This window comes from Desulfovibrio sp. JC022 (genome assembly GCF_010470665.1).
Classification (GTDB): domain Bacteria; phylum Desulfobacterota; class Desulfovibrionia; order Desulfovibrionales; family Desulfovibrionaceae; genus Maridesulfovibrio.
Genome location: NZ_VOPZ01000006.1, coordinates 143,540 through 158,438 on the forward strand (window position 1 = coordinate 143,540; position 14,899 = coordinate 158,438).

Annotated in this window: 15 protein-coding genes; 10 read left to right on the forward strand and 5 right to left on the reverse strand. The window is 49.9% G+C overall.

Features of this window, described 5'->3' with window-relative positions; translation table 11 throughout:
* Positions 1–21: 21 nt before the first annotated feature.
* The 3 genes from FMS18_RS11240 to FMS18_RS11250 form a co-directional block, all read right to left on the reverse strand.
* Entirely contained in the window at positions 22–684 is a 663-nt protein-coding gene (locus FMS18_RS11240) for a flagellar hook assembly protein FlgD (RefSeq protein WP_163294537.1), read from the reverse strand.
* 193 nt (positions 685–877) lie between these two features.
* Positions 878–1,192, reverse strand: coding sequence for an anti-sigma factor (locus FMS18_RS11245; protein WP_163294539.1), 315 nt, complete (start codon positions 1,190–1,192; stop codon positions 878–880).
* 102 nt (positions 1,193–1,294) lie between these two features.
* Positions 1,295–1,873: an RNA polymerase sigma factor gene (locus tag FMS18_RS11250; protein ID WP_163294541.1), complete on the reverse strand. Its 579-nt coding sequence runs from the start codon at positions 1,871–1,873 to the stop codon at positions 1,295–1,297.
* A 650-nt stretch (positions 1,874–2,523) separates the two neighbouring features.
* Between FMS18_RS11250 and FMS18_RS11255 the strand changes: the two genes are divergently transcribed.
* From FMS18_RS11255 to FMS18_RS11300, 10 genes are all read left to right on the forward strand, one after another.
* Entirely contained in the window at positions 2,524–3,573 is a 1,050-nt protein-coding gene (locus FMS18_RS11255; protein ID WP_163294543.1) for a UDP-glucose--hexose-1-phosphate uridylyltransferase, read from the forward strand.
* Position 3,574: 1 nt separating this feature from the next.
* Entirely contained in the window at positions 3,575–4,903 is a 1,329-nt protein-coding gene (locus FMS18_RS11260; RefSeq protein ID WP_163294545.1) for a galactokinase family protein, read from the forward strand.
* Between the two features lies 1 nt (position 4,904).
* A complete protein-coding gene (locus FMS18_RS11265; RefSeq protein WP_163294547.1) occupies positions 4,905–5,927 on the forward strand; it encodes a LacI family DNA-binding transcriptional regulator in 1,023 nt (340 codons plus the stop codon).
* On the forward strand, positions 5,927–6,958 hold the full coding sequence (locus tag FMS18_RS11270; RefSeq protein WP_163294549.1) for an aldose epimerase family protein: 1,032 nt from the start codon (positions 5,927–5,929) through the stop codon (positions 6,956–6,958). The genes FMS18_RS11265 and FMS18_RS11270 overlap by 1 nt, the downstream gene beginning before the upstream one ends.
* 32 nt (positions 6,959–6,990) lie before the next feature.
* Positions 6,991–8,088, forward strand: a complete 1,098-nt coding sequence (locus tag FMS18_RS11275) for an ABC transporter ATP-binding protein (RefSeq protein WP_163294551.1) — start codon at positions 6,991–6,993, stop codon at positions 8,086–8,088.
* Positions 8,089–8,160: 72 nt separating this feature from the next.
* Entirely contained in the window at positions 8,161–9,423 is a 1,263-nt protein-coding gene (locus tag FMS18_RS11280; RefSeq protein ID WP_163294553.1) for an ABC transporter substrate-binding protein, read from the forward strand.
* Positions 9,424–9,616: 193 nt separating this feature from the next.
* Positions 9,617–10,735, forward strand: coding sequence for a carbohydrate ABC transporter permease (locus FMS18_RS11285; protein WP_163294555.1), 1,119 nt, complete (start codon positions 9,617–9,619; stop codon positions 10,733–10,735).
* A 3-nt stretch (positions 10,736–10,738) separates the two neighbouring features.
* Positions 10,739–11,575: a carbohydrate ABC transporter permease gene (locus FMS18_RS11290; protein ID WP_163294557.1), complete on the forward strand. Its 837-nt coding sequence runs from the start codon at positions 10,739–10,741 to the stop codon at positions 11,573–11,575.
* A gap of 264 nt (positions 11,576–11,839) precedes the next feature.
* Entirely contained in the window at positions 11,840–12,724 is an 885-nt protein-coding gene (locus FMS18_RS11295; protein ID WP_163294559.1) for a PfkB family carbohydrate kinase, read from the forward strand.
* 22 nt (positions 12,725–12,746) lie between these two features.
* The gene (locus FMS18_RS11300; protein ID WP_163294561.1) at positions 12,747–13,418 is read left to right on the forward strand and encodes a D-lyxose/D-mannose family sugar isomerase; all 672 of its coding nucleotides are present in this window, start codon (positions 12,747–12,749) and stop codon (positions 13,416–13,418) included.
* Between the two features lie 92 nt (positions 13,419–13,510).
* Here the strand turns inward: FMS18_RS11300 and FMS18_RS11305 are convergent, their stop codons facing one another.
* The gene (locus FMS18_RS11305) at positions 13,511–14,464 is read right to left on the reverse strand and encodes a response regulator (protein WP_163294563.1); all 954 of its coding nucleotides are present in this window, start codon (positions 14,462–14,464) and stop codon (positions 13,511–13,513) included.
* Positions 14,457–14,861 (reverse strand): response regulator, encoded by a 405-nt coding sequence (locus FMS18_RS11310; protein WP_163294565.1) that lies wholly within the window; start codon positions 14,859–14,861, stop codon positions 14,457–14,459. The genes FMS18_RS11305 and FMS18_RS11310 overlap by 8 nt, the downstream gene beginning before the upstream one ends.
* Positions 14,862–14,899 lie beyond the last annotated feature (38 nt).

A 14,899-nucleotide genomic window follows, 5' to 3' on the forward strand; every position in this document is an offset into this window, starting at 1 on the left:
AATCTCCTTGCAGTGAAAAAGTTAAGCAACAACTCTTGTCACGTTGGACAAAAGCACCTTGCGGCCGTCTTCAAGCTCCAGAATATTCTGGCCGCCGGCCGTATTAACGGCTTTGACCTTTCCGGAGACCTCAATATTGGCGAGAACTTTTTTTCCTGAGGAGGATTCCGCGCGGACTACGATTCTATACTGACCGTCAGCTGCGGCTTTCTTATCCTTGTCCATGCCGTCCCATTTGAAATCAAATTTTCCGGCACTTTTACTGCCCATTTCCACTGAGCGGACCAAGGCTCCTTTTTTATCGAAAATATCTACATAAACAGACTTGCAGGCTGCGGGGAGGGAGATGGAAGCGGAAGTGGTTTCCGAACCGTCTTTGGACACACTGATTCCTTTGGCCATGACCGTTTTACCGATGTATCCGGTAGCGTTAAGCCCGATCACGGTTTTAACAGTCTTGGTCAGACCATCCATAGCTTTGGAAATGTTGGTGAGTCTTTCAAGAGAGGAGAACTGGGCCAGCTGAGCCAGCTGTTCCTTGTTATCCATGGGATTGACGGGATCCTGATTCTTAAGCTGGGTAACGAAAAGCTTCAGGAAAGCGTCTTTGTTAAGATCCTTGCTGGGAGTCTTGGGTTTGGCATTCTTATTAACATTATTTAAATACGTAGTAGCGTCGATCATGATTTCCTCCTGTTCTGCACAACAGCTTGGGTCCGGCGTGAAATACGCGGGACAAGTTGATGCGCCTCAAGGAGGCAATCAGCCTATGAACCGGGATTCGGCATGATCAAGGCAGGATGGAGACAGTTGATGAAGGGGTAACTGTTTCCGGCTGTGCAGACGTGAGAGGAAGTGGGTTGTGGAGGTCTTTCTATCACGCCATGGCCTTGAACTCCCGGTCATTATCATTTTCAGAATCTTTTTCTTGAACAAGCTCCTTGGCTTTTTCAATGCAGTGTCCGCCGAAAGGGGCGACTACCGCTCCTTTGAGGTTGCGCCTCATCTCCATGACCGCAGTTCGGCAGGAACGGCACTCAGCAAGATGGGCTTCAAGTCTGCTTACCAATTCATCGGAAGCAGTGCCGTCGAGATACATGCATATCTCATCAATTTCAGGGCAGGCAGGAGTAGGACCAAAAGGCAGGTCTTTCTCCATGCGGCTGCAATGGTTGCGTTCGGTTCCGTCCATGGAACACCTCATGTTGTTTTTTCTGTCAGCCCATCCGTGTGCCGACAGGGTTGTCTGTACCGTGTCCGTCAAATTCATAAAATGAACTTAATTTTTTGGACACTAACGGGTCAGCGCATAAGTCTCCCCACTGACTCCGTGGTAGGAGCGAAGTTTGATCAGGGCCTTGTGTTTGGCACTTCTGACCGACTGCTCCTTGATTCCGATAAACTCGGAAATTTCAGAAATATCCAGCCCGTCCTCAAAGAAAAGCGTCACTATCAGCTTCTGACGGGGCGAAAGCAGCTGCTCCGGAATATCCAATCCTTCATGGACTGAATCGACGGGAGCCTCAAGTTCATTAATAAAATCGTCCAAAGGGGCCAAACAGTATACCCCCTTTCGCAAAAAATCCATGGTCACACTTCTGGAAATGACCATCAGCCAGGTTGTGATCTTGGCTTTGTGCGGATCATATCTTTTTAACAGACTTCTATCGTTCTGTACAAGACGCAGGAAAACGTTCTGACAAATATCATCAGCATGATGTTGAGAGTAGTAACGTAGCTTACTCTTTAGTGTATTATTGATGGTAAAATAGATTATCCCCGAATATTTCTCCACAAAAGTATTCCAGGATACGCTATCACCTTCAGCGCACTTTCTGATAATATTGATTACTGCCTTATGTTCTACGTTCAAAACAATCACCCGATGTCTTTGTTTAATGCTTCTTAATACTTTCCCTTCATCATAACAGGCTGATTGCCTCCATGGGCATTCTTACAACTGTATACGAAGAAAAAATCCGAAACATCCCCACACTCTTAATCAAAACTTGATAAAAATTAATCTATCTTAATTTAACCAAGCTAAACCAAGGCCTTAACGACAAAACTTTTTTATCTTGCCGAGGGATAAAGACTCCTGTCCCTTACTCAATAAATCCATTGCTTCGCTGATTTTTCAAAGTAAGTTCATGCCGTAAATACGAGGGTACGCATTTGAACTTGGATGAAATCAAAAAACACGCAGTTATTAGAAAAATGGCGAAAAAGGATTCCGCCGGGTTGGTTGTACTGCCACTCTAAACAAGTTTTCAGGCCATCTCAATAGGCAATATTTTCCGAACCTTAGAAATAAGGAGAAAAACAGCAAAACCTAGTTTTACCACCCACAAAAAAGCTGTCTTTTGGCTGGTTTAACCCAAGTAAAACACCAAGAAAAACACTTTTTCAGCACGGCTTATTGACAAGATAAGTTGCTTAAGGCAATATTTCCGAAAACGTTTGCGGTTACGTTTGCACAATCGTTTGCAAAGCCCGGAGCAATGGACAAAGCAGAGCACAAAAATGAACAAAGAATTTCAGGACTATCCGCATAAAAGATACAATCCCCTGACCGGGGAATGGGTGCTGGTTTCACCGCACAGGACCAAACGCCCATGGCAGGGCAAGCAGGAAAAAACTGCCCAAAAAAAACTGCCCCCTTATGATGACAAATGCTATCTCTGCCCCGGCAATACCCGCAATCAGGGTGCGAGCAATCCTGATTACAAAGACATCTTTATTTTCGATAACGACTTTCCCGCACTGCTCAACGAATCTGTGAAAGGCTTCAACGATGAAGATAGTCTATTTAAAATTGAGCCCGAAAGCGGAACCTGCCGTGTTGTCTGCTTTTCTCCCCGCCATGACCTGACCATTTCACGCATGAAGCCGGAAGCAGTTCGGAAGGTGGTTGATGCGTGGTGCGACCAATATAAAGAACTGGGAGAACGTAACGACATCGGTTACGTGCAGATTTTTGAAAACCGGGGCGATATCATGGGCTGCTCCAATCCCCACCCACACGGGCAGATCTGGGCCACACGCTCTGTTCCGGTCATCCCGGAAGCAGAAAACAAACGTCAGCAGGAATATCTTGATGAGAATAAAAAATGTCTGCTTTGCCGCTACGTAGAACGGGAGCTTAAAAATAAAGAAAGGATCATTTTTGAAAATGAATCTTTTATCGCCCTTGTTCCTTTCTGGGCAGTCTGGCCTTTTGAAGCCATGCTGCTGCCCAAAGCCCACATGGGTGCAATCACTGAGATGACTCCGGACCAGCGCGATGACCTCGCCGATGCACTGGTTCGCATGGGCATCCGCTACGATAATCTTTTCGAGACCTCTTTCCCTTATTCCATGGGTATCCACCAGCGTCCCACACTGGATGAAGATGGCGAGCATTGGCACTGGCATATCCACTATTACCCACCCTTGCTGCGCTCAGCCACAGTGAAAAAATTTATGGTCGGATTTGAAATGCTGGGCATGCCCCAGCGGGATATTACTGCCGAGCAAAGTGCCAAGCAACTGCGCGAACTCCCTGAAATTCATTATCTGGACCGGGGGGAATAGCATGTATTCCATGGAGGCTTATCGTAAACATCTGGATGAAGGCGGACTTGATCGGCAACTCAGCCTGATACATTCATGCGCCGGAATAGATAAGTCACGGGAACGCATGCGCGAGCTGCTGCATTGCATGCTTGAAAATTTCGGTCGTAATGAGCTCTGTTTTGTCAGTGCACCGGGCCGCACTGAAATGGGCGGAAATCACACAGACCACAACCACGGTCATGTGCTGGCCGCAGCGGTCAATCTGGACTGCCTTGCCGCTTTCTCCAGAGCCGAAGGCAACGTAGTGACCATCATTTCCAAGGGCTATAATCCCATCACTGTTGATATTTCTGAGGCCGGACCTCACACAGAGGAAAAAGAAACCAGTGCCGCCATTGTCCGTGGTGTGGCAGACGGATTTCGCAAGCTGGGTCTTAAAATCGGAGGTTTCAATGCATGTGTACACAGTACCATCCCTGCCGGGGCAGGGCTGAGTTCCTCCGCGGCTTTTGAGGTACTGGTGGGTCGTATTTTCAGCTACCTTTTTAACGATGGAAAAGTTGGCCCTCTTGAAATTGCCAGCGTTGCCAAGCAGGCCGAAAACATTCATTTCGGCAAACCCTGCGGCTTCATGGACCAGATGGCCTGCTCATTTGAAGGCATTCTGTCTATTGATTTTGCTGACCCGGCCAGTCCGGGGGTAACCCGCGTGGAACCGGGCTTCGATACTCAAGGGTGTTCAGAAGGATTTTATAACACCGGGTATCGGTTATGCGTTATCGATACCGGAGGCAGCCACGCCGACCTGACCCCGGACTACGCAGCGATCCCGGAAGAAATGTTTCAGGCCGCCATTTGTTGCGGCCAAGAACAGGCTCATGGTCTGACTATTAACCGGATTCTGGAACACATGGACAGCATCCGGGAAAAAGTCGGCGACCGCGCAGTACTACGCCTCTTTCATTTCATTGGAGAAGACGAACGGGCCTTAAAGCAAGCACAAGCCCTGCATGCCGGGGATATGGATGAATTCCTACGGCTTGTCGCCCAGTCCGGTCACTCCTCCAGCGATTTGCTGCAAAACTGCTTCAGTCCAAGTGCACCGAAACGGCAACCTATTCCGCTGGCACTAAGTCTCACCGAACTTTTCCTCGGTTCTCATGGTGTAGGCCGGGTCCACGGCGGCGGATTTGCCGGAACCATTCAAGCCTACGTGCATGATTCAGACTTCAACAGATACCGCCGCTCCATGAGAAATATTTTCGGCGAGAACTCAGTCATAGAACTATCCATCCGCCAGCCGGGCAATGAATTCCTGACCATAACTGAAACTGGGACAGGAGCATAACATGGCACACATGACCCTCAAAGACCTCGCCGGAAAACTGGGCATATCCGCATCTACAGTTTCACGCGCCCTGCACGATCACCCGGATATCAGTGACAAGACCAAGGAAGTAGTCATGGCGGCGGCTGAAAAATACGGATACCAGCCCAATCCCATCGCCCAGAGCCTGAAGAAGCAGAGCAGCAAAATCATCGGGGTCATTGTCCCTGAAATCCGGCACAATTTTTTTGCCACAGTTATCAGCGGCATTGAGGAAGTGGCCTACGAAGCCGGGTATATCATCATGGTCTGCCAGTCCAACGAGACCCTGCAACGGGAAATCATGACCACCAAGGCCCTTACAGCCAACCGGGTAGCCGGAATACTCATGGCTATATCCCTTGAGACCACAAACTGTGACCACATGCGCTCCATTATGCGACAGGGCATCCCGCTGGTCCAGTTTGACCGGGTGGTGGATGAATTGGATACCGGAAAGGTGGTCATTGACGATTTCAGGGCCTCCTACAAAATGACCTCCCATCTCATTGACCGGGGCTACAAACGCATCGGATTCCTTGCCGGGCGCGAAGGAATTTCCATGAACAAGTTGCGCTTCAACGGCTACCTGCAAGCGTTAAAAAACCACAGTATCCCCTTTTATCCGGAACTTAACATCAATATCGGCGGCTGCCGGGGCAGCAACGGACGTTCCGGAGCCGAAGAATACCTGAAGATGGACAATCCCCCGGACGCAGTGCTGTGCATTAATGACCCAGTGGCTGTGGGCGCGTTCTGCCGATTCCGCGAAGCTGGCTGGCGCATCCCCGAGGATGTTGCCTTAGCCGGATTTTCCGGTTCACCGGAATCCGCACTCATCGAACCGGGGCTTAGCTCAGTGGACCAGCCCGCCTTTGAAATGGGTAAAACAGCTGCCACCCTGTTGCTCAAACAGCTCAAAGAAAAAGAACATTTCCGTCCTGAAACCATCACCCTTGAAACCGAACTACTTCTCCGCGGTTCGAGCTACAAGGAGGTAAAGTGATGGGTGTCAGCAGCAGGTCATGGGGCAAAACTCCCTTTGGAAAAGAAGTCATGCTGTTCACTCTGGAAAACAGTGCAGGCTGCAAAGCGCGTATATCCACCTACGGGGGCACCCTCACAGGGCTGGAAATCCCGGTGGATGGCACGGTGAGCGGAAAGATGCTCGACGTAGTGCTCGGCTTTGATTCATTGCAGGAATATGCTGCTGACGGCAACTACATGGGAGCCACTGTAGGCCGGGTTGCCGGAAGAATTTCAAATGCATCTTTTGAGCTGAACGGACAGAAGTTTCAACTGGACAGCAATGAGGGGCCGAACCACCTTCACGGCGGGAGAAACGGTTTCAACCGACAAGTCTGGGAAGTTGCCGCAGTTGGCGACAAACAAGACACTCCCTCCCTGACCCTCTCTCTTCTCAGTCTGCATCTTGAAGGCGGATATCCCGGCAACCTGAAGGTGGAAGCAACTTTCACCCTGAGTGGAACTTCCCTGCGCATTATCTACCGGGCAACAAGTGACCAGCCCACTCCCCTGAACATAACCGCACATCCCTATTTCAATTTAAATGGGAATGGACGCAAAATTAACAATCATCAATTGAAGATTTTTTCCACAAAATCAACTACGTTCGATGAAGCCCTTATCCCTGATGGAAAGATAGTTGAGATCTCCGGAACAGAGGCGGATTTCATCGATTTCACTCCGCTGGGAACAAACGAGCAGGACCGCTTTTATGTTCTGGAAAATGAACGCGAAGAACTTATTCCTGCGGCAATTGCCCGCTGTGAAGAATCCGGGCTGGAACTTGAAGTATGCACCAATCAGCTCGGGGTACAGCTCTACACGGCTGACGGAATTGCAAACGAAAGTCCCGGCAAAAACGGCATTCAGTACGGGCCTCGATGCGGCTTCTGCATTGAACCCATGGGCTACCCGGACGCGGTAAACAAACCCGAATTTCCCTCCGTGATTTTACGTCCCGGAGAAAAATACAATCATTCAACCGAGTACAGGTTCCGCAGGATTTCCTGAAGGAACTGGAAACGAACAAGGCGAGATGAAGCATGGCAAACGTAGAACTTAAGAACGTCATCAAGCGTTATGGATCAGTCGAGGTCATCCACGGTGTGGACCTTTCCGTAAATGACAACGAATTTATCGTGCTGGTCGGCCCTTCGGGATGCGGCAAGTCCACCCTGCTACGCATGGTGGCCGGTCTTGAAGACATCAGCGGCGGTGACATCCACATCGGCGAACGGGTGGTCACCAATGTTTCCCCCAAAGACCGCAACGTGGCCATGGTTTTCCAGAACTACGCCCTCTATCCGCATATGACCGTCGGTGAAAACATGGGCTTCTCCCTGAAAATGCACAAGAAATCCAAGGACGAGATCAAGCAGCGGGTCGATGATGTTGCCAAGATTCTCGAACTGGAACCCTACCTGCACCGCAAGCCCTCGGAACTTTCCGGTGGACAACGCCAGCGTGTAGCCATGGGCCGGGCCATGGTCCGCAATCCCGATGTATTTCTTTTCGATGAACCGCTTTCCAACCTTGATGCCCAGCTGCGCACTCAGATGCGCATGGAACTGCGCAAAATGCACATGCGGCTCAAGACAACCACCATCTATGTCACTCATGACCAAATCGAAGCCATGACCCTTGCGGACCGCATTGTCATTCTCAAGGACGGTTACATCCAGCAGGTGGGTACTCCGGTAGAAGTTTTTGAAAAACCCAACAACGTTTTCGTGGCCCAGTTCATCGGCAACCCGCCCATGAACATCCTTGAAGGAACCATCAAGGTCATCGACGGCAAACGTTATGTGGTCAAAGGCAGCACTAAATTTCCAGTGCAGGACCATCAGGGTCCGAACCTCAAAGACGGCGATCCGGTTCTGGCCGGACTGCGCCCGGATTCTATCAAGATGGGCGACAACATTGAGCGGTTGCAAAAAGACTGGTGGTGCAGCGGCGAAGTTGTAGTCTCTGAAATCCTCGGTGCCCATTCATTGCTCGAAATCATCATTGACGGCGAAAACGAACTCATTGCCGAAGTGGAAGGCCGGGTAGTTGCCCATCCCGGTGAAACTGTTCCCATCGGATTTGAATTTGACCGTATGGTGCTTTTCGATCCTGAAACGAAAGAGGCGCTTTACTAGAATTTTCTCTTAAAGCGACGAACTATAAAGGCTTAAGGATAACGTAGATTGTTTTAACATTTAGGAGGAAACATGAAACAGTCCCTGATTAAACTTTGCTTGGTGTTCGCGGCGGTAATGCTGCTGGCGGTTCCGCAGGTCTCACAGGCCAACGAACTCAAAGGCGATCTTGAAATTTTCTCATGGTGGGCAGGTGACGAAGGTCCGGCTTTGCAGGCCCTGATCGGCCTCTACAAAGGCCAACATCCCAATGTTAACGTCATCGATGCTACCGTTTCCGGTGGTTCCGGCGTTAACGCCAAGGCTGTACTGAAAACCCGCATGCTCGGTGGTGAGCCGCCGGACAGCTTTCAGGTTCACGCAGGTCAGGAACTCATCGGAACATGGGTTAAATCCGACCGCATGGAAGATCTGACCTTCCTGTTCAAAGAAGAAGGCTGGATGGATGCTTTCCCTAAAGGTTTGGTCAAACTGATCGGTACTGACAAGGGTATCTGGTCTGTTCCTGTAAACATTCACCGCTCCAACGTGATGTGGTACATCCCCGCCAACCTGAAAAAATGGGGCGTGGAAGCACCTAAAAACTGGAACGATTTTCTGAAAATTGCCCCCAAACTTCAGAAAGAAGGCATCACCCCTCTGGCTATGGGTGCGAACTGGACCGCAACCCACCTTTGGGAATCCGTTGTTATCGCATCCATCGGTGCTGAAAAATGGAACGACCTCTGGTCCGGAAAAATGAAGTTCGACAACCCTGAAATGATCAAGGCTTGGGAACTCTTCGGCAAAATCCTGCCTTACACCAACACCGATGCAGCTTCCCTTTCATGGCAGCAGGCAACCGATATGGTTATCGACGGCCGCGCAGCATTCAACATCATGGGTGACTGGGCCGCAGGTTACATGGAGACAACCAAGAAGATGGTTCCGGGCAAAGACTTTGCATGGTTGGCTTCCCCTGAGACTGAAGGTGTATTCATCTTCCTTGCTGACTCCTTCGGTCTGCCCAAGGGCGCACCTAACCGCGATAACGCCATTGCATGGCTGAAACTGCTCGGTTCCAAGAAAGGCAGTGATACCTTCAACCCCCTCAAGGGTTCCATCTCCGCCCGTACCGACACCGACCTGAGCAAGTACAACATCTACTTGCAGTCCGCAGCCAAGGACTTCGCAAAAGACGCAGTTGCAGCTTCCCTGATCCACGGCGCAGCAGCCAACGAAACCTTCATGGGCGGCTTCGCACAGGTCATGGAAATGTTCCTGAAAACCAAGAATGCCAAGGCTACCGCCATGGCAAGCCAGCAGTTGGCTAACAAAGCCCAGATTGGTAAATAAAAATCAGGATAAGCCCCGTTTTATTTAACTAACAGGGTGAAGCCTAATAAAACAGTTTGGGATTCTTAAACCCTTTCCAAAGGGTTTAAGGCCCCCGGCAGGGTCCCCGAAGGGCCGCCGGAGACATCCCTTGCAAAGTATTAAAAACCGCGCCGGATTATGTCCGGCGCGGTCCCAAAAGAGGTTTCGGTATATGAGGGAAGCATCACGGGACAGGCTGAAGGCGTTTTTAACCCTTCTGCCATCAATCATCCTGATCGCCGTTTTCGTTTACGGTTTTATCGGCAATACCATCTGGATTTCCATGACCGATTGGGGCGGCTCCGGCGCACTGGCTTTTGATCCGCAGAAAAATTTCATCGGTCTGGATAACTATGTGGACCTGTTCAACGGGTTCCTTTCCGCCGGATTCAGGCAGGATCTTGTCAACGCGGTCTACTACTCGCTTATGCTTTTAGCAGGAGCCATCGGCCTTGGCATGTTCATCGCCATCCTTCTGGACCAGAAGCCCAAGGGCGAAGACGTTCTGCGTACGATCTTCCTCTATCCAATGTCCCTTTCTTTCATCGTATCCGGTACTATCTGGCGTTGGCTGCTGGCACCGCAGGGCGGAGTCAACGTACTGCCCACCTACTTTGGATTCGATGCCCTTGATTTTCAGTGGACCTCTTCCACCAAAGCCATTCTTGAATTCAACTGGCAGAACATTTTACAGATACTTATCTACATTGCGGCTTTTATTTTGATTTTGGTCGGCCTGTTCCTGCTTAAAGGAGATCCGCAGAAGGCCGTCAAACGCTGGCTCGGGCCCGGTGTGGTTGTCGGTGCGTTTGCATGGCTGGGCGGGTCGCTCCTGCCTCAGGCTCTGTTCATGGAAGAGATGCACGGTTTCAACCTCGCCACACTGGGTATCATCATCGCCACAGTATGGCAGTACGCGGGCTATACCATGGCTTTGTACCTTGCCGGGTTCAACGGAATTTCACAGGATCTGCGTGACGCGGCCATGCTCGACGGGGCCAGCTCCACCAACTATTACCGTTATGTAGCCATTCCCATGCTCAAGCCCATCACCATCAGCGCGGTAATTATCCTCTCGCACATCTCATTGAAGATGTTCGACATCATTTTCGCCATGACCGGACCGGACAACGCCCAGACCGGGCACCCGGCCCTGAACATGTACATGACCACCTTCCGGGCCAACGATTTTGCTCGGGGCGCGGCCATTGCCATTGTACTTTTTCTGGTGGCAGGCACATTCATCGTTCCCTACGTGATCAGCCAGTATAAGCAAAGGAGAAAGGGGTAAACCATGAGTACAACACAGAAATCCGGTATCACCCCCGGCTCCGTCCTGCTTTACGGATCACTTTTCGTGCTGGCCCTGTTTTTCCTTATGCCCGCTTACATGGCGATTGTAACCGCGCTCAAGGACCCGGCAAATATCAGCCTGCCTACTGCGTGGGAGCTGCCGGAAAAATTCAACTGGCAAAGTTTCCCGCATGCCTTTGAACTCCTCAAATCCAATATTGCCAGTTCACTGATCCTGACCGTCTGCGCCACTGCACTTTCCACGGTACTCGGCTCCCTGAACGGTTATGTGTTTTCCAAATGGAAATTCAAAGGCAGCGAACTGGTCTTCACCCTGTTCCTGTTCGGCATGTTCATTCCCTATCAGGTTATCCTGATCCCGCTCTTCCAGACCCTGCGGGCCATGAATCTCTACGGCGGTTTGCCGGGACTGATCCTTGCCCACGTGGTTTACGGGTTGCCCATCACCTCGCTGATTTTCCGTAACTTCTACTCCCAGATTCCTACCGCGCTGGTGGAATCCGCAAGGCTGGACGGGGCCGGATTCTTTTCCATCTACACCAAAATAGTCTTCCCGCTGTCCATTCCCGGTTTCGTGGTCACCAGCCTCTGGCAGGTTACCCAGATCTGGAACGAATTCCTCTGGGGGATCTGTTTAACACGCCATGAAGACAACCCCATCACCGTAGGGTTGGCCCAGCTTGCCGGCGGACAGGCCGTAAGCTGGAACCTGCCCATGGCCGGATCAATCATGGCTGCGCTCCCCGTACTCATGATTTATATCTTCCTCGGACGCTACTTTATCCGCGGATTATTAGCTGGATCAGTAAAAGAGTAAATTTGATGCGCTACGCGCTTTTTTAATAATCGCATTATGTCTCCGACGGCCCTGCCGGGAGCCTTAAACCCTTTTGCAAAAGGGTTTAAGAATCCCAAAACCTTTTATTAAGGCTTCGCCGTTGGTAACAACCTAAAATTTAATACAAATTAAACATACAAAATGGCGAAGCCCTACTAAAAAGTTTTGATGGGGGAGTCCAGAGGGGGAAACTTTTCCCAAAAGTTTCCCCCTCTGGCCCTCGGAGAGCCGCCGGAGGCATACATGAAACAATTCTTCATCGCTGGACTTGGCGAAATATTATTTGACGTACTGGCTGATTCTGAAGAAATCGGCGGTGCCCCAGTCAATTTTGCTTACCATGCCGGACGGCTGGGCGCTGACGGCGCAGCCATCTCTACTATCGGAGATGATGAACGCGGTCGCAGAGCATCCAAAGAATTGATGAACCGCGAACTCTGCCTCTCCGGGGTCAGCATTGACTGCGACCATGAGACCGGATACGTGGAAGCCCGCTTGGATGATCAGGGCGTGGCAACCTACTACTTCCCGGACGACATAGCCTGGGATCACCTGAAATTAAATGATACCGCCATGGGCTTTGCCTCGCAGGTGGATGCGGTCTGCTTCGGCACCCTTGCCCAGCGCAGCGAACAATCCCGGAAGGCAATCCATACTTTTCTGGATGCCGCCCCGCAGGCCCTTAAGGTTTATGACATGAACCTGCGCCAGCTTTTTTACAGCAAGGAAATCATCGCTGAATCCCTTAAACGAGCCGATGTGCTGAAGCTGAACGATGATGAAATCAAAGTCATCGCCCCCATGTTCGGACTTCAGGGTAGTGAGCGGGACATGCTCAAAACACTGCATGATGAATTCGGGCTGAAGTGCTCAGTTCTGACCCGTGGAAGCAACGGCAGCCTGATCATCGGAGCAGACGATGAAGTTGAACATCCCGGAGTTGAGATCAAAGAAATTGCCGATACCATCGGGGCCGGGGATTCTTTTACGGCATCTGTTGCTATCGGGCTGCTGCTGGATCATTCACTGGAAGAAATAAGCGAACATGCCAACAGACTGGCTGCTCATGTCTGTTCCTGCAAAGGGGCTATGCCCGCTATCCCGAACGAATTTAAGTTAATAAAATAATTTTTCAATATAGGATAAAAACATGAAAAGAAGCGAGATCAACGCACTTATCGTAAAGGCCAAAGAATTTTACGCCAGCCACCGTTTCAACCTGCCCAAATGGGCCTTCTGGGGACCGGAAGATTGGAAAGGCAAAGGCGAAAGTGAAGTTGTGCACAACATGCTCGGCTGGGATTTGACCGATTACGGCAAGGGCGATTTCGACAAACTGGGGCTGATCCTGTTCACCATCCGCAACGGCAATCTCCAGACCGCAGACCCCAAACCCTACGCGGAAAAAATCATGATCCTGCGTGAAGGCCAGCTCTGCCCCATGCATTTCCACTGGTCTAAACGCGAAGACATCATCAACCGTGCGGGCGGCAATCTGGCAATCAAACTATACGGCTCCAATAAAGATGAATCCATGTCCGATAAACCGCTTAAAGTAAGTGTAGACGGTTTTGTACGAACCGTTGAACCGGGCGGAGTGATTGTGCTTGAACCGGGCGAGTCCATCTGCCTCGAACCGGGCATGTACCACTGCTTCTACTGCGAAGAAGGAACCGGGGACGTCATGGTTGGAGAAGTCAGCGCGGTCAATGATGACAATATCGACAACCGCTTCCACGAACCCCTGCCCCGCTTCCCCGAAGTTGATGAAGACGAAGAACCGATCCATTTGCTGGTTACTGATTATGCGCGGTATGTGTAAGAATACACAAAATTATTTTTCAACATGAAACACAAAAAATCCCGGACAGAATCACTCCTGTCCGGGATTTTAATTTTGCAAATTTTAAAATTCTATTCATCTTCAATCAACTTAAACCGTACAAGCTGACGGTGCAGCTTTTTTAGCATCACAGGTTTAATCAGATAAGTATCAGCCTGACAATCATAAAGAGCTTTGTGAATGGTCTTTTCATCACTCAAGCTGCTGGCAATAAAAATCTTTGCTTCTTCGCCGAAGGTATCCATATTCGTACTACGCTCCATCTGGCGGATAGCCTTGCAGGCCTGCAAACCATCGATATTAGGCATCATAATATCAAGCACTATAAGATCAAAACGAGGGGTGTCTTCAGCAAGGCTTCCAGTAAAAGCCTGAATAGCCTCACCCCCATCCTTGGCAACGTAGCAAGGCATAAATTTTGAAAGATAATGACTCAGGACTTTGCGGCTTGCAAAATCATCATCCACGATCAAGGCAGTGGGGTTCTTGCGAACCTGACCGCCTACGGCGGAAGCCTGCAACGGCTCTTCAACCGGGACAACTGCGGGTTTTACTTCAGGAGCAGCCACTTCCGACTCAAGGGGCGCACTTTCAACACTGACAGGGGCAGGACTCAGACAGGACTCAGGTACTTCTAGAGCGGCATCAAGTTTTTTAAGACGGTCATAGCCCTGATTATAATCAATTTTATCATCGCCCTTATCGATAATGTAGGAAAAGACCTCATCAATCAGGTCAAAACTCTTCAGCAAGATATCAATAACTTTTTTGTCCGGCTCACGTTTGCCGGAACGGATATCCGAACAGGCATCCTCCACCTTATGTACAAATCCGGACAACTCCATAAATCCCATCATTGATGAGTTGCCTTTCACGCTGTGCAGCACTCTGAAAATACGGTCAATAGAATCCTGATCCCGAACCTGTTCAAGACTAAGAACATCCTGCACCGCCAGTTCAGTCGCTTCACGGCACTCATGCACAAATTCACTCAAGAACAAATCCTGTTCAAAATCATCACTCATCACTGACAATCCCCATCTCTCTGAGTTTTTCTGTCAAACTTTCTACGGTGATGGGTTTGACCAGATAATCAGTAGCTTCACTTTTATTAAAGGCCTCAAAAACAGTTTTCACATCAGAAAGAGCCGTCACCATTATGATCACTGATTCATTTGCCGGAGTAACTCCGAGTTCACGCTCAATCTCCCGAATCTCACGGGCAGCATCAAGGCCGTTTTTCTCCGGCATCATAATATCCATAAATACGTACTGATACGGGTCATTCTCCTGAAGAGCGGACTTATAAACATCCAAAGCCTCTGCCCCGTTCACAGCCACATCGACCTCACCGTGCCTCCTGAGAAAAAGCTGTAAAAAATTCCTTGAAGCAAAATCATCTTCAGCAACCAAAAACTTCATCACGCCACCTCACGGACTTTGATTGAGGGAATTACATT